Below are 18,298 nucleotides of genomic sequence, written 5' to 3' on the forward strand. Positions count from 1 at the left end.
TTTGTTTTCTTAAAACTTAGATATCGCTATAACCTAAGCTTTTCAATGCACGTTCATCATCAGACCAACCGCCTTTCACTTTAACCCAAAGTGTCAACATGATCTTTTGTTCAAACATTTTTTCCATATCGATACGGGCATCCATACCAATTTTTTTAAGCTTAGCGCCTTTTTCACCAATCACAATCGCTTTCTGGCCTGGACGGTCTACAAAAATCGTTGCATCAATGTATGTACACGCTGGTTTTGGACGACCTGTTTTTTCATTCACCGTTGCTTCTTCAGTCTTAAACGACTCAATTTGCACGGTTAAATCATAAGGTAGTTCTTCACCCAACTGACGCATAATCTTTTCGCGGATAATTTCTGATGCCAAGAAACGTTCAGAACGATCTGTCAGTTGATCCAATGAATACATCGGTGGTTGGAAAGGTAAATATTTTTCAATGGTATCGCGCAGATGGTCTAAGTTTGCACCACGTAGTGCAGAAACAGGAACAATCTCAGCAAAATTCATTAATTTTGCACGTTCTTGAATTAAAGGTAATGCATGGTTTTTATTTTCAAGCGTATCAATTTTATTGATCACAAGAATCACAGGCATCTCAGCATTTTTGAGTTTTTCCAAAACGAGCTCATCGTTTTGAGTCCACTTGTCTGCATCTAGAACAAACAATACCAAGTTGACATCACGCAATGCAGAAGACGCAGCACGGTTCATCATTTTATTGATGGCACGCACTTCTTTTTTATGCATCCCTGGCGTATCAACAAATACTGCTTGAGATTTTGCACGTGAATCAATTCCCACAATTTTATGACGTGTGGTTTGTGGTTTACGTGAAGTAATCGATAATTTTTGACCCAACAAATGGTTCATCAACGTAGACTTGCCTACGTTTGGACGACCTACAATTGCCACAAAGCCGCTACGAAAATCCGTTGGGATTTCTGTGCCTTGTTCGCTAAAAAACTGGCTAATTAAATCATTACTGTCGCTTTGCGACTCGTGATCAGCATCGATGTGATCGGAAGAATTTGACATGGCAGATTACTGCTCCAAAAGTTTTAAAATATCCGCCGCAGCAGCTTGTTCAGCAAAACGGCGACTGGTGCCCTCACCATTTACAACAGACAATCCATCCACTTTACATTCCACTTTGAAATGCTGATTGGGTGCATCACCTTGAATATCGACCACATCATAAACTGGGAGAGCTTTTTTTCGTGCCTGAAGATATTCTTGTAAACGAGATTTAGGATCTTTAAGTTGATCGGTTGGCTCGATATGGTCTAAATATGGTTCGTACCATTTTAACACAATCGGCTCCAACACCGTTAAGTCACTACAATCCACATAGATTGCACCAATAATCGATTCAACCGTATCCGCAAGGATGGACTCGCGATGATGTCCACCTGATTTTAACTCGCCTGTACTTAAAATGAGTGACTGGCTCAGTTTTAAATCATTTGCAATTTTACCTAAAGCTTCCTGACGAACCAAGGTTGCACGCATACGCGTCAAACGGCCTTCGTTTTCAGTCGGATAAGCTTTATAGAGATAATTCGCAATAATCATCCCTAACAAAGAATCGCCTAGAAACTCTAGGCGCTCGTAGTTGTATTTGTGGCTCACCGATCGGTGGGTCAGTGCAAGCTGAAGTAACTCAGGTTGTTTAAACTGATAACCGATACGGCTCGCTAAGCGGGCTTCACTTAACTTGGACTGAGCTTTGATCAAAACTTTTCTCGAACTTTAATACTAAATCTATATTCAGCAAGAATGGTTTTCTTACCTCATACTCCTTTTTCACCTGCAACCCTTCGGTATTGGTGACTTGCATAATTTCTTTAATCTTCACATCACGAATGCCATTCATATCCAAACGCTTTGAAAGCTGACTCTCAAACTCCGCGGGCTGAATATTTTTCGGGCTGCTTTGAAATACTTCCTCAATTTGGCTATTGATCATTCGATCATCAAAATAGGGAGCCCAAACTGCAATTGCCACTTTCGCCATAAATGCAAACCCCATGATTGCAAATAAAATGGCGATATAAGATGCTCCTTGTTGATTCTTGCGCATTTTTTATTTTCCGAATCGATATTAGTCAATGCTACCGTTACGGTTAAATGACGGCAACTTAAAACCAGGCTCTTTATGCATCCAAATATAGAAAGCACGACCTGTTAGGTTCTGTTCAGGAACCATTCCCCAGAAACGACTGTCAGCACTTTGGTCGCGATTATCCCCCATCGCAAAGTACTCACCTTCTTTTACTTTCACTTCCCAATATAAACCATTTTCAGCAGAGTATTTACCATTTTCTACAAAGTTAATATAGGGTGCTTGGCGTGCAACATTAACACCTTCTAGCTCACGCATGGTAAAGGTATGCTTGCCAATGGTTTCTTTATGATATATCGAAGTAGGCGTGTCTAAACGGTCTTTTTCACGGCTAAATTCAACAGGAACTTTAGCAACTTTTTGACCATTAATAGTTAATTGTCCATGATCAAAAACAATGTGATCGCCAGGAATACCAACTACACGTTTGATATAGCTGATCGTCGGTTGCGGTGGATAACGGAAGACAATCACATCACCACGCTCAGGCTCACCCACATCAATCACTTTTTTATTCACAATCGGTAGGCGCACACCATAGTCAAACTTATTGACCAAGATGAAGTCACCAGTTTCTAAAGTCGGCACCATCGAGTCCGAAGGAATATTAAAAGGTTCATAAAAGAATGAACGTAGACATAGAACAATCGCAAGGACTGGCCAAAAATCATAAGCCCACGTAATGACAAAATTTTCATTTCCCTTACCTTTCGTCGCTCGTTGTTTAAATACAAACTTATCGAGCAACCACACCAAAAAGAAAATCAGTGTGACAGGAACAAGTATCAAATTAAAATCAAAATCCATGGGCTTATATTCCTACCTTTTTATCTTTCTACTTTCAACACAGCCAAGAACGCTTCTTGTGGGATTTCTACACTTCCCACTTGCTTCATGCGTTTCTTACCTTCTTTTTGCTTCGATAGCAGTTTCTTCTTACGAGAAACGTCACCACCATAACATTTCGCCAATACGTTTTTACGCATTGCCTTTACGGTTGAACGAGCAATAATTTGTGCGCCAATGGCCGCTTGAATTGCCACATCAAACATTTGACGTGGAATCAAATCTTTCATTTTTTCAACTAATGCAATACCACGGTGACGTGCATCTTGACGGTGACAAATCATTGCCAAGGCATCGACTTTATCGCCATTGATTAGAACATCGACTTTTACCAATGATGAACTTTCAAAACGTACAAAGTTATAATCGAGCGACGCAAAACCGCGTGAACACGACTTCAATTTATCAAAGAAGTCCATCACCACTTCCGCCATTGGAATTTCAAAAGTGATCGAAACTTGGTTCGCCATAAACTTCATGTCTTTTTGAACACCACGGCGTTCCACACATAAAGTCATGACATTACCCAAATACTCTTGTGGTACAAGGATATGGCACTCAGCAATCGGCTCACGTAGGTCTTCGACCGTTGAACCATCTGGCATTTTAGATGGGCTATCGATATAAATCGTTTCACCATTCTTCATCACCGCTTCATAAATCACAGTCGGTGCAGATGAAATGAGGTCTAAATCATACTCGCGCTCTAAACGCTCTTGCACGATTTCCATGTGTAGCATGCCTAAGAAGCCACAACGGAAACCAAAACCTAAAGCATCTGAGCTTTCAGGTTCAAAGAATAACGCCGAGTCATTGATCTGAAGTTTATGCAAAGCTTCACGGAACGGTTCAAATTCACTTGAATCAATTGGGAACAAACCTGCATACACCTGCGGCTTCACTTTTTTAAAGCCTGGCAAGGTTTTGACTTCTGGTGTGTTGGCAAGGGTAATCGTATCACCGACTGGCGCACCAAAAATGTCTTTAATCCCTGCAATTACGAAACCAACTTCACCCGCTTCAAGGATGTCTGTCTCAGTATGTTTAGGATTGAAAATACCCACAGAAGTAATAATGTGCGTTTGGCCTGTTGATTTCATCAACATCTTGTCGCCCTTACGCACACGACCTTCTTTCACGCGCACCAAAGAAACCACACCTAAGTAGTTATCAAACCAAGAGTCGATAATTAAAGCTTGTAATGGCGCATTACGATCACCAGTAGGTGCAGGAATGACATTAACAAGGGTTTCTAAAACGCTATCAATCCCAAGACCTGTTTTTGCCGAACAGGTTGGCGCTTCAGTCGCTTCAATACCAATAATGTCTTCAATTTCTTGAATCACACGTTCAGGTTCAGCCTGCGGTAAATCTATTTTATTGAGCACTGGTAGAACTTCGAGACCTTGCTCAATTGCGGTATAACAGTTCGCAACTGACTGTGCTTCCACGCCTTGTGCTGCATCTACAACCAACAATGCACCTTCACAAGCCGCCAATGAGCGTGACACTTCATATGAAAAGTCGACGTGCCCTGGTGTATCAATAAAGTTCAACTGATACTCTTGGCCATTTGGATGGGTGTAATACAAAGTAACCGACGCAGCTTTAATGGTAATACCACGCTCACGTTCAAGCTCCATGGAGTCAAGTACTTGTGCTTGCATTTCACGATCTTGCAAACCACCACAGGTTTGAATAAAGCGGTCAGCGAGCGTTGACTTCCCGTGGTCAATGTGAGCAATAATGCTAAAGTTTCGTATATTATTGATATCTACAGACTTTTTTACAACTGCCATAAACTACTCTAAAAATATGTACACAATCATGTACTCAACTGTAAAAGTACAAACGACGTGCAAAAAGAATGTTGCTAAAAACTTCGCACAGTATAAGCAGATAAGTGTTAAAAATATATATTGTGATTGAGAAAAACTATCTTACAGAACAAAGTGAATACAACTGATCATTAAGGCTGTGGTGAAGTGCTACATTGAGAAGAAACAAGGAAGTGACACCAATAACCCATTTATACAAAAAAAATAATCGAACGCAGGTTATTTATTTAACATAGTAGTGCTTATACAAAAGCCCTCTCTTAGAGGGCTTTTGTTTGTCTATAAAACAATTGAAACTAAATTAGCTTAGAAGCGGTAACCAACACCGATATTGAAGCCATTTAATTTAGCACTCTCGCCTTCAAATTTAACTTTAGTGCCTTCATAACCTACATGTACAGATACATTTTGTGCTGGATTAACAGCCACACCCGCGCCATATGCAAATTCTGTTTTAGTAAGACTGCTTGAATAGCTGTAACTTCCATCAAACTCATGATCGCTATAATCGCTCTTAACATTAGCAAAACCAGCTAAGGCATATGCACTTACATACTCGTTAAAGCGGTATGCTGGACCAGCTAAAAGTGAAAATGATTTAACTTCGGCTTCTTCAACACCATAACCATAATTAGATTTGTCATCACCAGATACATATGATGCAGAAACCACTACACCTACTGGAGATTCATTTTCAAAGCGGTATTGTGCATTCACGCCTTTTAAATCTTTAAAGTCTTCTGCTTTTGTTTGTGCATAGCCAACAGAAATTGTGTGTTGAGCCGCAACAGCATTGATAGAAACACCCAGTGCGCAAGCAAAAATAGCGCCACGAATAATATTTTGAATCATCTTATACCCTTTATATTGATTATTAGTCATTTTCTAATTTGTAATGACTATTAAGTGAATAAATTCACCGCCAATATTATTTCACTATCAATACAAGAAAGGTATTGCAAAATTACACAAAATTTACCATTCGGTATATTTATTAACCATTTGTACAGTTTTATAGATTTGATCATTTATTTTAGAATTTAATAAAAATTAGTTTTTCATATTATTTATCAAAATACGTCCTGCAACCTTTCAAGAATTTTTCATTAATGTTCATTTCGGGATCATCTTTTTCATCATCACATTGATCCGCATTCTTTAGATTGTTATCACGTGCATATTGATAGCCGTAATACTCTTCTGTGCCTTCCGTGAAGCCTCCAAGCTTGTCTGGTCTCATTTGATACTGGAAAAATATGAATGCAGCAATACCAATGACTGCGAGTATTCCATTGACGATCCTAAATTGTTTTGAAATCATTTTTTATTCTTGGTTGGGTTATTATTTGTGCGATGATCATAAAGAATAAACAGGGATAAGTCTATGTGCGCAAACTTTGAAGCGATCAGAAAGAATCGTGCATTTTTGCTAGATCTCCCTGAGCCTGATCAATTAGAGTTCCCTGAAGACATATTTCCGAACTACCCCTCACCTTTGGTCTTTTCCAATAAGGGTAAGATCGAATGGAGATCAGTCAATTTTGGTATGATTCCTAAATGGGCCAAAGAAAAGACCTTCGGTAAGTACACCTACAATGCCCGAACTGAAACCGTCGCCGAGAAACCTAGCTTTAGAGAAGCGTGGCATAAGTCTCAATTTGGTTTAATTCCTGTCGAAACCATCTTTGAACCCAAATACATTGACGGTAAATCACATTGGTATGGAATTGCACGTGGAGATGGTATGCCCTTTACCGTGGCGGCCATATATGAGAATGCTGTCATCGATAGAGAGCAGATCCGATCGATGAGCATGCTGACCATCAATGCAGACCAACACCCCTTCATGAAGCAATTTCACAAGCCTAAAGATGAGAAGCGCTCGATCATCGTTATACCTGACGAATACCGCGAAGAGTGGCTGAATTGCAGCTTTAAAGAGGCGCATGAGTTCTTCTTTGAAATGCAGGATGAGTACATCACCTTCCCTAAATCCCGCTTATCTGAAAATGGTGCTCAACCTAATTTAATTTGAAGGCCCTTTGATTATCCACAGCTTTTAAATTTGAATTTATTTTAACCAAAATCTACAATCTTGAAATCTGTTACAGAAATCAAGTTTGGCTATGAACGATATCAAAAACCATGGTGGTGTGAGACCGGGTGCGGGACGAAAACGCTCTGAGTTGACCACACTTATCCGTGTACCAAACTCTTCCGTTTTAGAAATCAAAGCCTTTCTAAAGAAGGCGAAATCTGATCCTGAAATCGATCACATACGCCAAGTTGATCCAGTCACACATATGGCTATTCCATTAGCCACTGAGCGCGTTCAAGCGGGTTTCCCTTCTCCTGCCCAAGATCATGTTGATAAGACCCTAGACCTTAATGAGCACCTGATAAAGAATCCAGCCGCTACGTTCATCGTGCGTGTTAATTCACTTTCTCTCATCAATATTGGTATCGATATTGGTGATGAGTTGATTGTCGATCGTAGCCTTGAGGCAAAGCATTGGGACATCGTAATTGCACTGGTCGATAATGAGTTCACAGTAAAGCGCCTCATGTGCGAAGATGCTGGAGTATGTTGGCTAAAAGCTGAAAACCCTGATTACGACGACATTCATTTCAGTGAAGGACAAGAGTTCATTATTTGGGGTGTTGTCACCCGCGTTCTAAAGAGCTTCAGATGAGAAGCGAAAATAAGATCTATGCCTTAATTGACGTGAACAATTGTTACGTCAGTTGTGAGCGTGTGTTTAATCCAAAGTTGAATAATAGACCGGTCATTGTGCTTTCAAACAATGACGGCTGTGCAGTGGCACGTTCACAGGAAGCTAAAGATCTTGGGATTAAAATGGGTGTGCCCCTATTCCAAATCAAAGACATTGTTGAAAAGCATAAGGTAGAAGTGCTTTCGAGTAACTATAAAGTCTATGCAGAGATGTCCAAGCGCTTTCACAGCATCCTTGCCGAATATGTTGCACCAGGAGAGCATGAGATTTATTCGATCGATGAATGCTTTCTAGATCTGACTGCATATGAGCATAAATTCGATTTAACTGAATACGCTCAAGACATGCGCGAGCGTATCTCTAAATGGATCGGCTTGCCTGTATCGGTTGGAATTGGTCGAAGTAAGACCGAAGCCAAGATTGCCAACCACATGGCCAAGAAAGCCAAACGCTTTTCGGGTGTCTGCAATTTGGTAACCATGGACCCAAAACATAAGGATTACTTTTTTAGTTTGATCGACGTATCTGAGGTTTGGGGCGTTGGTCGACAGCACAGTAAGAAACTGCATGCCATGGGTATTCACACCGTTCAGGATCTCACCCGAACCGAACCACGCAATATTAAAAGACTCTTTTCTATTGTTATGGCCAAGACGGTAGCCGAGCTGCAAGGTATTTCATGCATTGAAATTGAACATGCTCCACCCGCTAAAAAACAAATCATCTCATCAAGGTCGTTTGGCCAACGTGTAACGGATAAAGAATCTTTGTCTGAGGCAATGAGTGATTACCTGCAGTCAGCAGTTAAACGTCTACGTGAGGACAAAAGCTTATGTGGATGTGTGATTGCTTTTGCAGAATCTAATCCATTTGATAAGAATAAGCCCTTTTACAAGAAATCAATCAGTGTAGGTTTTGCTGAACCAACCGATTCTGCTGCAGTCATGAATAAAGCTGTGATGAAGCAAATGGATGAACTATTTCAAGAAGGTATTGAGTTTAAAAAGTGTGGTGTGATTTTAACGTGTATCGAGAACAAGGCTACTTACATTCCTGATCTACTCAGTGATATTGAATCTATTGAGCGAAATGAGAAGCTGCAGCTTGCAATGGAAGGTGTTAAGGAAAGGTTTGGAGATAAGAAGCTTGCGATTGGGTCATGTAAATTACCGAATCGCGGCTGGTCGATGAGTCGTGCGAGTTTGACGAGGGATTATTTTAGCTGGGAAGGCATGTTGACTGTAAATGATTAATTATCCATTATTGATTTATTTTTCAAATAATTGTTATGGATAAGAAAATTGATTTAATTGCGAAATTAATTATTACTTATATTTTCATCTTAGCTCTATGTTTTTTAGTTTACAGTTTAGTTGTACTCCCCACCAGTGGTGCTGAAAAGGTTAATGCAATAATTGGTTTGTTAGGATGGTCTGCAACAATTTTTGCACCAGTAGCTGCTTTTTTTCTTTTAGATAGCTGGAAAGATCAAACTAAATACAATGCAAATCTAGAATTAATAACAGAAATGGTTCATGTGCTTTCTGAGATTTCTAACGCAATCAGCGAAGTCCGTCAAGACACAAGGGTTTGTACATCTCTAATGAAAAATATTTTATACAATTCTGTATTCAATGAAGATTTTGAAAAAGAGAAGTTTGAATTGCCTGATTTTAAGAATATCTTTTCCCTACTTGAGAAATTAAGAATTTTAAATTTAAAAATTTATTTATATGATGACAAGGTTAGTTCACATGCATTTATGTCAAAGTCTTTTGGGCGTGATGCATATGATGTTTTGAATTCATGTATTAAAGGACTGGATGCTTGTTTTTATAGAGTAAGTATTGATAATGAAGCTTTTCAGGCTGAATCCTCCTCAGAAGAGCATAAAGAACTATTGCAAAGATGCTTTTATATTAGCAATGGCTTTTATAATCACTACCGTAGGAATAATGATCCTGCTGCTGTCAACAAATATAATGATAAATTAAATGTAGCATTAGATAATGTATTTAAGGATATTATAGAATTTAGGAAATCACTTAATTAAGCTTTATAGTTTCACCAACAACATGAGAATTTTTATATAAAACCATATGAATTATTAGATGATAATTTTCTTTTCTATTTCATTCATGTTTAAGAAAAATAGCCTTCACTTGAGGGTCTTTTTTTCAAAGTAAATTACGCTCACTCTTCTTTATCGGAACTCTTTTCATTCGAATGATTTGATAAAGTAAATTTTTCCACTATGGTAATTTCTTTAGCCTCACCATTAGACTCTTGTTTCAAATCTGCTTTAGGAATATTTCCTTCAACGCCTGTCGGCTTCAGAGGTGTATTTCCTTCAACGCCTGTCGGCTTCAGAGGTGTATTTCCTTCAACCTTTGGTGGTGTTTTAGTAGTAGTTTCTGTTGTTAGAGTAAATAAATTCTCTTTATTTACTCTATACATTCCAACCAAACTAACAATTAGAATAATCAAAAACCCAGCTACTGATTTTGTGTAGAAGTCCCATGTTTTTGGCTCACACCAATTGAATTCTTCAACACCTGCATTCTCTGACATATTCTGATTTTCTAATGCCCTTTTTAAATTGCTCATCGAGTTAATCCACTTAACCATCATATTCAATAGCGTCAGTAGACAAATCATTAGAAGTGCAATGATAAAAGTTAAGTATGGCCACCTAGAGTTAACTTCCAAAAGCTTTACTGTAGAGCCTATTAAATTAACACCACCGAATAATGTAAAAATAATTGAAGCAAAAATACCTAGAATAGAAATATAGTTGGCAATTGTTGATTTGGCCTGATGGTCAGCCTCAGTAGCCAGTTGCTCAGATTTTTGGGCTAATAATTCTGCTTTAGCTGATATTCCTTCTGCTTTCCTTGATATCTCTTGCGCAGACTGAGCAATGTTTCGAGCTGTTTTTGCTTCTTCTTGAGTAACTTTTTTAATGTAATTTCTTTGCGTCGCAGCCAAATATATATGTCTTCTAAATTTGGTTAAACACTTATGATGAGGATGCTTTTGTCCACCCTCTAAAGGTGGATATATTTCCTGATAACGACCTTCCAACTCTTCCATCATTAAATCTAATTCATCAAGATTAATATCTTGAGAATAATCATAAATCAGCTCAGTAATATCATCGTAAGGAATATCAAAGTTTGGTAGGCATCTTTTAAGAACAATAACTTGATCAAAAATTCTTATTAAACTTTGTATGGCGTCATCATTAGCAGGGCTAGATATTAAACGAGACACAAAAATATTGAGTATATCTGTCTGCAAATCCAAAACTAACCCTACCTAAAATTATTGTTTATTTAAAAAATAGTCTTTAATTTCTTGATCCGTATAAACCAAACCCCTTTCTCCTGCAAGAATACGCGGCTCACAAAGCTTCCAAGGATCTTCATTATGCGTTCTTTCAACGAGATCAAAAGGCTTTTCATCAATTAAAGATTGAATTGTTAAATGAATTTCCTCTTGAACTTCTGGCGTTAGAGCAAGGTTATTTGGATTAAACTTGATTTCCGTAAAAGAAAATCCTCCATTTGTTTCATCCGAAAACTGAAATGTAGAAATTGTAGAGTCGATATGTCCCGTACCAAACACTTTAAAGTTATGATAAACATGGCTAACAACTGGACCAAATTTCCATTTCTCAATTGGTTGCTCAAAGAGTTTTTTATTACGATTAACTAAGCAGTTTACATATACGTAATATAAAATCTTTTGTAATTTGATTGGAGTTAAGCTTGTTTTACCTAAAGATTGATTTACATATTCAACAATATAGTTAGCAATATCAATTGCTTTATAATTATTCATAACCCACCTCACATAAAACACTAATATCAACAGAACTTAGAAATAATAGACTAAGACTCAACATTGTCGAAAAACAGTGACGGTGTACATTTTAAAATCCTTCATATAGATACGACAAAAGGCAAGACTATTCTTACCTTTTATTGTTATTCAAAGTATAGCATTTGCTATAAATAAGCAATAGTGTGGAACATAAAAGTTCCACAAACACTTACAATTATCAAGCTACTACAAAATTTCAAAACGTCTCAATTCACACACTGCACACATACCGTGATATGCACCTTTGTCGAAATCGAATGCGCTGTGCAACCTGATAAGAGGATGCACAGCAACATGAGGCTAATTATCCTGAGCAGCATATTTCAAGTTATCCGCTACACGATTCGTCCAGCCCTTTCCGTATGTTGTCCATGTTGAAAGTGATGTATAAAACTTCAATCGTTCGGCCGTTAATGAAAGCAGCACATCATTCAGATCGAGTGCATTCACTGCTGCAATTGTTTTAGGTCCAATCATGCCATCAGCAGTCACACCCGCAACCTGTTGAAGTTCAATGATTGCTCGTTTCTTCCCCGCATTAATTGCAAAGTCCCAAAGCTGAAAAGTAATAGCTGAATGCAGACCGTGACCGCCTAATTTATCCCACCAGTCTTTTTTATAAATCTCTTTAGCTTGGGCTAATGTGATGTTTTTAATATCAAGACTTGGGTATGTGTTAGCAGCTAAGCCGAACTTTGTGCCTTTTAAAGTACCTACCCCAACCTTGCCGTCAGTCCAGTTCCCTGGATCACGCTCATCATTACTGTACCCACCTTCATGGCCAATCAATCGTTGAAAGGCTTGATCAAAGGTAATCGAATTTGTGGGCAGTGTGGCAAAGCCTAATAGTTTAGGTACAGGATGCACTTCAGGCTGCTTTTTCAAACGTGCAAGAACCATGGCTACACCAACAAACATCCCCAACCACTCAGCAAGGTTTTCAGGGATCTTATTTTTAAGCTCCTGTGGGATTACGTTCCACACACCTAAAAACTGCTCAGATAATAAAATCAAGGCATAAAAAAAGGCGCTTGCTGCGCCTACTTGTACTGACTTGAGTTTCCAAGCCTGTTGCCAATTTTCAATTAATTTCATTTTACTTTCCTTCAAGTATTAAAAAACCGCCCTAAGGCGGCATATCATTTGGTGCGTTATTTCTTCAAATCTTCTCTGGCTTCTTTAAGCTCTTTAACTACTTCAATAATGGTCTTCCCCTCCTGTTTATTGATGAAGTTAAACGTCCACCGCACAACAGCCCAACCCGGCAACCCACATACAAAGAAGAAACCGCCTAAAGCAATCATCCCCCAAATATCCGTTACCCACTCATGAAGCCCCCATTTCACAATAATGAAAGCTCCACCAGTCAGACTGGATACAACCGTGCAAATCAAACCCACTGCCCACTCTTGTGGTGAGCGTGGCAAACGCATCATGATGACAACCGTTGCAACAAGTGCTATCGCTAAAGTGACCATAATTGCTGCACCGTAGAACTTTAAAAACGCAGCAAAACCACTTGTGGACACTGGTTCCATTTATTTCCCCCCCTAATTTTTGGTAATAAAAAAGCACCCTATTGGGTGCTATAAGCTGATATTTAAATCCGTGGTGTTGTAGATCCGCCATTACCAATTGCAGTTGGTAAGATTTGAAACATTGAGATTTCACCATCAAAATCTCTTGACTTATCATTAGAACTATTACTATTAAACTCAGAACCAATTGTCAACTTTTGAGAGAGCGGTGTGTAGCTCATATTCTGGGTAATGGAACCACCAAGTAAGTTTCCGTTTACGTAGAGCCTCCAAATCATATTTTTTCGCTCTAATGAAAATTCAGTTTCTTCATTAAATTGATATGCTGAACTCCATGTCTTATCGATTATATTCCCCGCTATATCAGATCGCCAAATAAGAAAATTGATACCGTTTGGCACTGCGTAAATACACCAGTTTTTTGCACCGCTTCCTTCCATTCGAGTTGTAAATAAAACTCGGCGATCTGAAGCAAAGCTTGAAATTTTAGCTTTAAATCTGATCGTCACATCTTCACTATTTGAAAAATGAAATTTATCAGAATGCGGTGCATCGACTCTTTGCGCACTCGATCTAACAAGCTTTAAAGCATTATTTGAAATTGCTGCACCGTTTCTTGCAGTCCAAATCGTGCCAAAATCTTCATTTAAATTTTCTTTAAATTCTGACCACACTTTTGGCGGAGATTGTAAGCAATACGCTAATTTTTGAGAGCTGACTTTTTCAACTAAACTCTTAATTGAGCTGATCACAATATATTTTTTTCTTCCGATATGTATATCAACATTGTCCACATAAGTCCGTACATCACCAGCCAAAAAAGCCTTAGGAACAGGTAAAGCATTTAGTTCAATCGGTGTTTCAGAGCAGTAATAACGCTGCTCATCAACAAAACCATCCAAGCTCCAATTCAATTCTAAGCGATTGGTTTCATCATTCTTAAATTCAACAATAAGATTGTAAGGAGGATCAAACATAACCTCAGTTCTTACATGGATCTCTTCACTAAACTCTTCAATTGAATCCCGAACAACTCCAATGCGATAGTAATAGTCGTTGTTTGGCTCAGTAGTTAAATCTTCATAGTACATTGTTGATGACGTACCAATCGGTTGCTCTAAATTTTCTATAGCGGTTGAAACTGAATTTCTATAAATATTGAAATAATCAAAGTGCCCAAATTGAGCAAACTCAAGTCTTACACCTGCCATTTCTATACCTCAATTTGAATCACATCACCGAGTGGTGCGAATCGTTTGATCTCGCCATCAGAGACAAATACAGTTGCGCCCAAGTTATAACGTGATGAACTGGTCACCAAATTTAAACCTGAGCCCCCAACCACCAAGACTTTATAGTTTGGATGATCCACACTGGTAATGGTTCCTACGAACTCAGGGGTTGTAGGAAGTAAATCAATTAAACGCTGTAATGCATTACTCACGATTGACGCGCTCCACTTTCACTATTTGATTGACCAGCGCATGACTGAACGAGACGCTAATACTATCTACAATGCCCCACCATTCCGCATTAAAGGCAAGGATTTCTCCAGGTACACACTCACCCACTTCAGGGGAAATCGGCATGCTATAGGTGTGTGTTTCAATCATCCCCGCTTTGGCGAGTTTAGCCTTACCATAAGCCCCCATGCTGACATGGTTAAACAGTGGATTATTTTCAGGTTGAAGTAAGGTGTCCGCACTTGTACCGGTACGTTTCACTTGAGCCACTAATGCTTTACGATCGTTGGTCAGCGTGATGCCGTTGTAATCGGGATAGATTTGATAATCTGTGGATTGACTTACCACCGCAGATTCAGGCAACAAGCGATCATATTCAGCGATCGATAGCACATCCCAAAATGTCTTTTTGTAAAGCGGTTTAATGGTCAGTGTATTGCTGCCCTTTTCGCTATAAATAAACCCACCACCGCTTTCAACCACCATTTTGATCGCATCAATCGGCGCTAAATTAGAATAACTCAAACATTCACGCTCAACGATCCAGCCCAGTGCATCTATCAGTTGCCAGTTCAACACCGTATCGCTAAACACGCGATCAAGCTCTGCTTGGCATAACTGGACTGAGGTTCGAACATTCTCTTGTAAGAATGAGCGTAAAGGCGCTGTCGGTCCTGCAAGGAGTGCAGTTTGACTGCGACCAATCAAGGTGTAGGTATCTTGGGCGAATTTACGAGAACGTCGGCGGTTCTCAAGCAACATCTGATGCTCGGTACCATTCACGATAATTTTTAAAATCACAGGTTGGCCATTGATGGGTTCAAGTTTGCCAATCTCAGCAGCCGGTACAGTCAAACTATAGGACCAACACCAGCAGCTGCGATCGGTACTGTAATTCCCATCATAGACTTCAATTTTTATGCCATTATCTAAGCGAGTCACAGATAAACTATTCAATATGTACCACCAATTACGATTCGGAATGCCTGGTATGCAATCATCTGCACCGAAGTTAAGAACAACATCATGCGAATCCACCTCATGACATAGACATATAAACTCAAGATCCCTTGTACCTTCATACTGAGGAGTTTCAGGCTCTGGCCACGGCTCAATGGGATGCTTACGATAATGTAGGGACTTAGCCTTATCCCAAGGGATTTCATCTTGTGTGACCAGCTCCAGCCCTTTGTCCCAATCGAAGCTGAATCGCTTTTCAAACACATGCGCGACTTGGTGTGAAAACGAGATATTGCGGCGTTTGCGGATCATTTCTTGATGTGCCAATTCACGATTCAATTGAATCTTGATTGACTCATCAAAATACAGATCACGCGTAATTCGAATCTTCAGGTTTTCTTGCCAGGATACTCTTTGGTTTCGACTGAGCTTTATTCCCTGGTTAAATGCAGCATGAATAGATTCAGATAAAGTTAAACCGCGATCAAAGCCAATCTCATTCCTATGACTGATCACCAAGCCTTGATCAAAAAAAAGAGCCTCATTCGAGACTCTTAAAATTGACTTCTGCCACGCCATTCCTCTAAAACCAAGTAGAGATTTACTCTTTTTAAAATGACTACCAAACCTACGCTCAACGCCCAACTGATGATTAATATCCTGAAAGCCAGTTGATAGTGAATTAAGCCCACAGCTTATGTAAGCATCAACATAACCACTATTGTCTACAGGTTGAAGATTTAGGCCTGTGATTTCAGAGATAAAACCAGTATTCAGTGTGGCTCTTAGGTAATTTGCAACCAATTCAGGATCGTAAACAACATGAAGGTCATATGGCGCAGTTAATGCGCTTGGCTCAACAATATCAAGATAAGATGCTGTGAGCGAATACGGTTCCTTGTGCTCATAATTGTCGCTCATAAGACACCTAAATCACTGGTTTTAAAATTATAGAATCAAGCCGTTGTGTGGCACCCATTACGATCTCATAGCTATTCAAAATAATATCTACACCCATTTCAAAATCAGCGACAACCTCACCACTGGCATTAAATAATCTTGCCCAAACAACTGTTCCAGATTTAAGCGCAAGTGCGTCGTTGGTTGGTTTGAGTTCAATGCTGTCTTCGTTTAGTCGATTAAAACAAGGTTTTGGCAATGTTAGTGTTGCCAGTTTGGTCGTATCGTCTGCCGGAACTAATGTGCTTTCAGGTTTTGCAGACTCATAATAAACAAAGGAAGCATTTCCGCTTCCCAGGTCAATAAAATCAGCCAATGCTCGCAGTTGTGCAAGCCCAGCTTTGAGCGATGGTGTAATCATTTTGGCACCACATTATCTTGAATGACTGCGTTGTAGTGCTGATTTTGATCAAAGGCCACAATAAAAGTTTTTAAGTCAGTAGTAAGACCTGCGAATTGATATTCACAATTTGCATCTGGCTTTCTTACAGCAAGTGGGCTTAGATTTGCTTTGCTGAACAAAACCACCAGTGCATTTTTATATTTCTTTCCTAGTTTTTTAGTTGAACCGCGAATAGAAGCAACCGAATTCATTCCAATTAAGGCACCTTGCAATAAATTCCCGCTATTGAATACCTTTCTTCCACATGGCTTCATCATAGCTCTCCTAGGTAAAAGCAAATTCCACCAACAGATCTAAAAATAGATAAAGAATCATAAACATACATCGAATTTTCAGATATAAACGGTGATGTATTTACACTCCCGAGTGCTTTTCCAGAATATGCAATATGCTTAAAGGTTCCTCTCAAATATGTATCACTATCAACAAGAGGTATTTCTAAGGCTGCAACATTATTCTTATAATAATCTGCCCCACCAGAAGCATAGGATGGCATCAACGGAATAGCCCACTGACTATTTGATATTCTCCTGAGTGCATCAAATTTAGGTAGCTGTACACTTGCTTCATTGGCTCCAAACATAAATGGGTGTGTACCAGTATCACGGGCTTGATTGGCATAATAGAGTCCATTATTTGCAGTATTTATTCGGGTATAAGCTGCTAAAAACCATGGTGGCACAACATCATCGGGTAATGCTGAATTGAACAGCCCACAGCCACATAAAATTTTATCAACACTACCAGCTGTCATGGATCGATCTAAGTAAAAACAATCCTGATCACCGATTAGAGTAAAGTTTCTAGCCCCATTATGTGGAATTAAAGACTCACCATCGCCACCCATAACATAGTTACCATTATTGGCGTAATGCCATCGTGACCAACCTCGGATTACATCACCGCTTGTTCCATTGATTTCCCAGTTCTTTGTAAGGTTGGCAGTATCCATGGGTAACTGAAGAACTTCTGGGTTCCTGAAGTCATCAATATGATCCATATGCTCAAGCAACCCCACCATGGCGGATTTTGCATATGCTGAACTATAAACTCCACTCACCCCATCAAGACTTGTTAAGCTTTCATCAACACGAATATAAGGGTGCCGAGCTGTAGGATTTTTAGCACGATAAACTCGCTTAACATCATTTGCATCTCTGAAAACCATGTCATAACCTAATGATGCTAATTTGCTTACACCTTTTGTCGTAACCGCGGTTTCAACAATCGTGTTTTGAGGTTTTAGAATTAATTGTGTAGGACTTGGTATTCCTTTGATTCGATACTTTTGATTAAGGGAGACTGGCTCAAAACCTGCAAGCTCAACAACTTGTAATAGCATGGCCTTATGAGGGGAAAATAAGGTTAGATGCACATCACCCTGCTCATCAATTGAAGCTGATGTCACACTAGGCAGTTCAACCCCATTTACCAGACATGCATCCAAAAGACGGATCATATCACCCCAGTTGTTATCAAGAACCAAGCCATTCAAATGGCTAAAATACTGAACATCTACATCTGTTGCCATAAGCGAA

The 18,298-nt window shown here is 39.2% G+C and carries 21 protein-coding genes; 4 read left to right on the forward strand and 17 right to left on the reverse strand.

Features of this window, described 5'->3' with window-relative positions; genetic code table 11:
• Positions 1-16: 16 nt before the first annotated feature.
• From era to GVX98_RS07475, 7 genes are all read right to left on the reverse strand, one after another.
• Positions 17-1,045, reverse strand: coding sequence for a GTPase Era (gene era, locus GVX98_RS07445; RefSeq protein WP_004693663.1), 1,029 nt, complete (start codon positions 1,043-1,045; stop codon positions 17-19).
• Between the two features lie 6 nt (positions 1,046-1,051).
• On the reverse strand, positions 1,052-1,744 hold the full coding sequence (gene rnc / locus GVX98_RS07450) for a ribonuclease III (protein WP_004693665.1): 693 nt from the start codon (positions 1,742-1,744) through the stop codon (positions 1,052-1,054).
• On the reverse strand, positions 1,716-2,090 hold the full coding sequence (locus GVX98_RS07455; protein WP_159127675.1) for a DUF4845 domain-containing protein: 375 nt from the start codon (positions 2,088-2,090) through the stop codon (positions 1,716-1,718). Before GVX98_RS07455 ends, rnc begins: the two co-directional genes overlap by 29 nt.
• A 21-nt stretch (positions 2,091-2,111) precedes the next feature.
• Positions 2,112-2,939: a signal peptidase I gene (gene lepB, locus GVX98_RS07460; protein ID WP_004693669.1), complete on the reverse strand. Its 828-nt coding sequence runs from the start codon at positions 2,937-2,939 to the stop codon at positions 2,112-2,114.
• Between the two features lie 20 nt (positions 2,940-2,959).
• Complete coding sequence (lepA, locus tag GVX98_RS07465; RefSeq protein WP_004693672.1) at positions 2,960-4,777, reverse strand: translation elongation factor 4; 1,818 nt, start codon at positions 4,775-4,777, stop codon at positions 2,960-2,962.
• Between the two features lie 345 nt (positions 4,778-5,122).
• The gene (locus GVX98_RS07470; protein ID WP_004980406.1) at positions 5,123-5,668 is read right to left on the reverse strand and encodes an Ail/Lom family outer membrane beta-barrel protein; all 546 of its coding nucleotides are present in this window, start codon (positions 5,666-5,668) and stop codon (positions 5,123-5,125) included.
• A 211-nt stretch (positions 5,669-5,879) separates the two neighbouring features.
• Positions 5,880-6,137 (reverse strand): hypothetical protein, encoded by a 258-nt coding sequence (locus tag GVX98_RS07475; protein ID WP_159127676.1) that lies wholly within the window; start codon positions 6,135-6,137, stop codon positions 5,880-5,882.
• A 63-nt stretch (positions 6,138-6,200) separates the two neighbouring features.
• On the opposite strand from GVX98_RS07475, the gene GVX98_RS07480 reads away from it, so the two are divergent.
• From GVX98_RS07480 to GVX98_RS07495, 4 genes are all read left to right on the forward strand, one after another.
• Positions 6,201-6,851: an SOS response-associated peptidase family protein gene (locus tag GVX98_RS07480; RefSeq protein ID WP_159127677.1), complete on the forward strand. Its 651-nt coding sequence runs from the start codon at positions 6,201-6,203 to the stop codon at positions 6,849-6,851.
• 91 nt (positions 6,852-6,942) lie between these two features.
• The gene (locus GVX98_RS07485) at positions 6,943-7,509 is read left to right on the forward strand and encodes a LexA family transcriptional regulator (RefSeq protein WP_078389812.1); all 567 of its coding nucleotides are present in this window, start codon (positions 6,943-6,945) and stop codon (positions 7,507-7,509) included.
• Positions 7,506-8,804 (forward strand): Y-family DNA polymerase, encoded by a 1,299-nt coding sequence (locus GVX98_RS07490; RefSeq protein ID WP_159127678.1) that lies wholly within the window; start codon positions 7,506-7,508, stop codon positions 8,802-8,804. The genes GVX98_RS07485 and GVX98_RS07490 overlap by 4 nt, the downstream gene beginning before the upstream one ends.
• Positions 8,805-8,839: 35 nt before the next feature.
• Positions 8,840-9,604: a hypothetical protein gene (locus tag GVX98_RS07495; RefSeq protein WP_148826286.1), complete on the forward strand. Its 765-nt coding sequence runs from the start codon at positions 8,840-8,842 to the stop codon at positions 9,602-9,604.
• A 140-nt stretch (positions 9,605-9,744) separates the two neighbouring features.
• Here the strand turns inward: GVX98_RS07495 and GVX98_RS07500 are convergent, their stop codons facing one another.
• The 10 genes from GVX98_RS07500 to GVX98_RS07550 form a co-directional block, all read right to left on the reverse strand.
• Positions 9,745-10,857, reverse strand: coding sequence for a hypothetical protein (locus GVX98_RS07500; RefSeq protein WP_159127679.1), 1,113 nt, complete (start codon positions 10,855-10,857; stop codon positions 9,745-9,747).
• 18 nt (positions 10,858-10,875) lie between these two features.
• Positions 10,876-11,394, reverse strand: coding sequence for a Panacea domain-containing protein (locus tag GVX98_RS07505; protein ID WP_159127680.1), 519 nt, complete (start codon positions 11,392-11,394; stop codon positions 10,876-10,878).
• Between the two features lie 342 nt (positions 11,395-11,736).
• Positions 11,737-12,531: a glycoside hydrolase family 108 protein gene (locus GVX98_RS16920; protein ID WP_228716274.1), complete on the reverse strand. Its 795-nt coding sequence runs from the start codon at positions 12,529-12,531 to the stop codon at positions 11,737-11,739.
• A gap of 56 nt (positions 12,532-12,587) precedes the next feature.
• On the reverse strand, positions 12,588-12,974 hold the full coding sequence (locus GVX98_RS07520) for a hypothetical protein (RefSeq protein WP_004980415.1): 387 nt from the start codon (positions 12,972-12,974) through the stop codon (positions 12,588-12,590).
• A gap of 62 nt (positions 12,975-13,036) precedes the next feature.
• A complete protein-coding gene (locus GVX98_RS07525; RefSeq protein WP_159127681.1) occupies positions 13,037-14,185 on the reverse strand; it encodes a LamG-like jellyroll fold domain-containing protein in 1,149 nt (382 codons plus the stop codon).
• A 2-nt stretch (positions 14,186-14,187) separates the two neighbouring features.
• Positions 14,188-14,418, reverse strand: a complete 231-nt coding sequence (locus GVX98_RS07530; protein WP_159127682.1) for a hypothetical protein — start codon at positions 14,416-14,418, stop codon at positions 14,188-14,190.
• A complete protein-coding gene (locus GVX98_RS07535) occupies positions 14,411-16,318 on the reverse strand; it encodes a hypothetical protein (RefSeq protein ID WP_159127683.1) in 1,908 nt (635 codons plus the stop codon). Before GVX98_RS07535 ends, GVX98_RS07530 begins: the two co-directional genes overlap by 8 nt.
• Positions 16,319-16,325: 7 nt before the next feature.
• Positions 16,326-16,718, reverse strand: a complete 393-nt coding sequence (locus GVX98_RS07540; protein ID WP_159127684.1) for a hypothetical protein — start codon at positions 16,716-16,718, stop codon at positions 16,326-16,328.
• Positions 16,715-17,017 (reverse strand): hypothetical protein, encoded by a 303-nt coding sequence (locus tag GVX98_RS07545; protein ID WP_323843775.1) that lies wholly within the window; start codon positions 17,015-17,017, stop codon positions 16,715-16,717. Before GVX98_RS07545 ends, GVX98_RS07540 begins: the two co-directional genes overlap by 4 nt.
• Entirely contained in the window at positions 17,014-18,291 is a 1,278-nt protein-coding gene (locus GVX98_RS07550) for a hypothetical protein (protein WP_159127685.1), read from the reverse strand. Before GVX98_RS07550 ends, GVX98_RS07545 begins: the two co-directional genes overlap by 4 nt.
• Positions 18,292-18,298 lie beyond the last annotated feature (7 nt).

It is taken from the genome of Acinetobacter sp. 8I-beige, assembly GCF_902505955.1.
In the GTDB taxonomy this organism is placed as follows: domain Bacteria; phylum Pseudomonadota; class Gammaproteobacteria; order Pseudomonadales; family Moraxellaceae; genus Acinetobacter; species Acinetobacter johnsonii.

Excerpts from the sequence above, each read along its gene's own strand:
- era (WP_004693663.1), bottom strand. The coding sequence starts at position 1,045 with ATGTCAAATTCTTCCGATCACATCGATGCTGATCACGAGTCGCAAAGC.
- GVX98_RS07455 (WP_159127675.1), bottom strand. The coding sequence starts at position 2,090 with ATGCGCAAGAATCAACAAGGAGCATCTTATATCGCCATTTTATTTGCA.
- lepB (WP_004693669.1), bottom strand. The coding sequence starts at position 2,939 with ATGGATTTTGATTTTAATTTGATACTTGTTCCTGTCACACTGATTTTC.
- lepA (WP_004693672.1), bottom strand. The coding sequence starts at position 4,777 with ATGGCAGTTGTAAAAAAGTCTGTAGATATCAATAATATACGAAACTTT.
- GVX98_RS07470 (WP_004980406.1), bottom strand. The coding sequence starts at position 5,668 with ATGATTCAAAATATTATTCGTGGCGCTATTTTTGCTTGCGCACTGGGT.
- GVX98_RS07475 (WP_159127676.1), bottom strand. The coding sequence starts at position 6,137 with ATGATTTCAAAACAATTTAGGATCGTCAATGGAATACTCGCAGTCATT.
- GVX98_RS07480 (WP_159127677.1), top strand. The coding sequence starts at position 6,201 with ATGTGCGCAAACTTTGAAGCGATCAGAAAGAATCGTGCATTTTTGCTA.
- GVX98_RS07485 (WP_078389812.1), top strand. The coding sequence starts at position 6,943 with ATGAACGATATCAAAAACCATGGTGGTGTGAGACCGGGTGCGGGACGA.
- GVX98_RS07490 (WP_159127678.1), top strand. The coding sequence starts at position 7,506 with ATGAGAAGCGAAAATAAGATCTATGCCTTAATTGACGTGAACAATTGT.
- GVX98_RS07495 (WP_148826286.1), top strand. The coding sequence starts at position 8,840 with ATGGATAAGAAAATTGATTTAATTGCGAAATTAATTATTACTTATATT.
- GVX98_RS07505 (WP_159127680.1), bottom strand. The coding sequence starts at position 11,394 with ATGAATAATTATAAAGCAATTGATATTGCTAACTATATTGTTGAATAT.
- GVX98_RS16920 (WP_228716274.1), bottom strand. The coding sequence starts at position 12,531 with ATGAAATTAATTGAAAATTGGCAACAGGCTTGGAAACTCAAGTCAGTA.
- GVX98_RS07520 (WP_004980415.1), bottom strand. The coding sequence starts at position 12,974 with ATGGAACCAGTGTCCACAAGTGGTTTTGCTGCGTTTTTAAAGTTCTAC.
- GVX98_RS07525 (WP_159127681.1), bottom strand. The coding sequence starts at position 14,185 with ATGGCAGGTGTAAGACTTGAGTTTGCTCAATTTGGGCACTTTGATTAT.
- GVX98_RS07535 (WP_159127683.1), bottom strand. The coding sequence starts at position 16,318 with ATGAGCGACAATTATGAGCACAAGGAACCGTATTCGCTCACAGCATCT.
- GVX98_RS07540 (WP_159127684.1), bottom strand. The coding sequence starts at position 16,718 with ATGATTACACCATCGCTCAAAGCTGGGCTTGCACAACTGCGAGCATTG.
- GVX98_RS07545 (WP_323843775.1), bottom strand. The coding sequence starts at position 17,017 with ATGATGAAGCCATGTGGAAGAAAGGTATTCAATAGCGGGAATTTATTG.
- GVX98_RS07550 (WP_159127685.1), bottom strand. The coding sequence starts at position 18,291 with ATGGCAACAGATGTAGATGTTCAGTATTTTAGCCATTTGAATGGCTTG.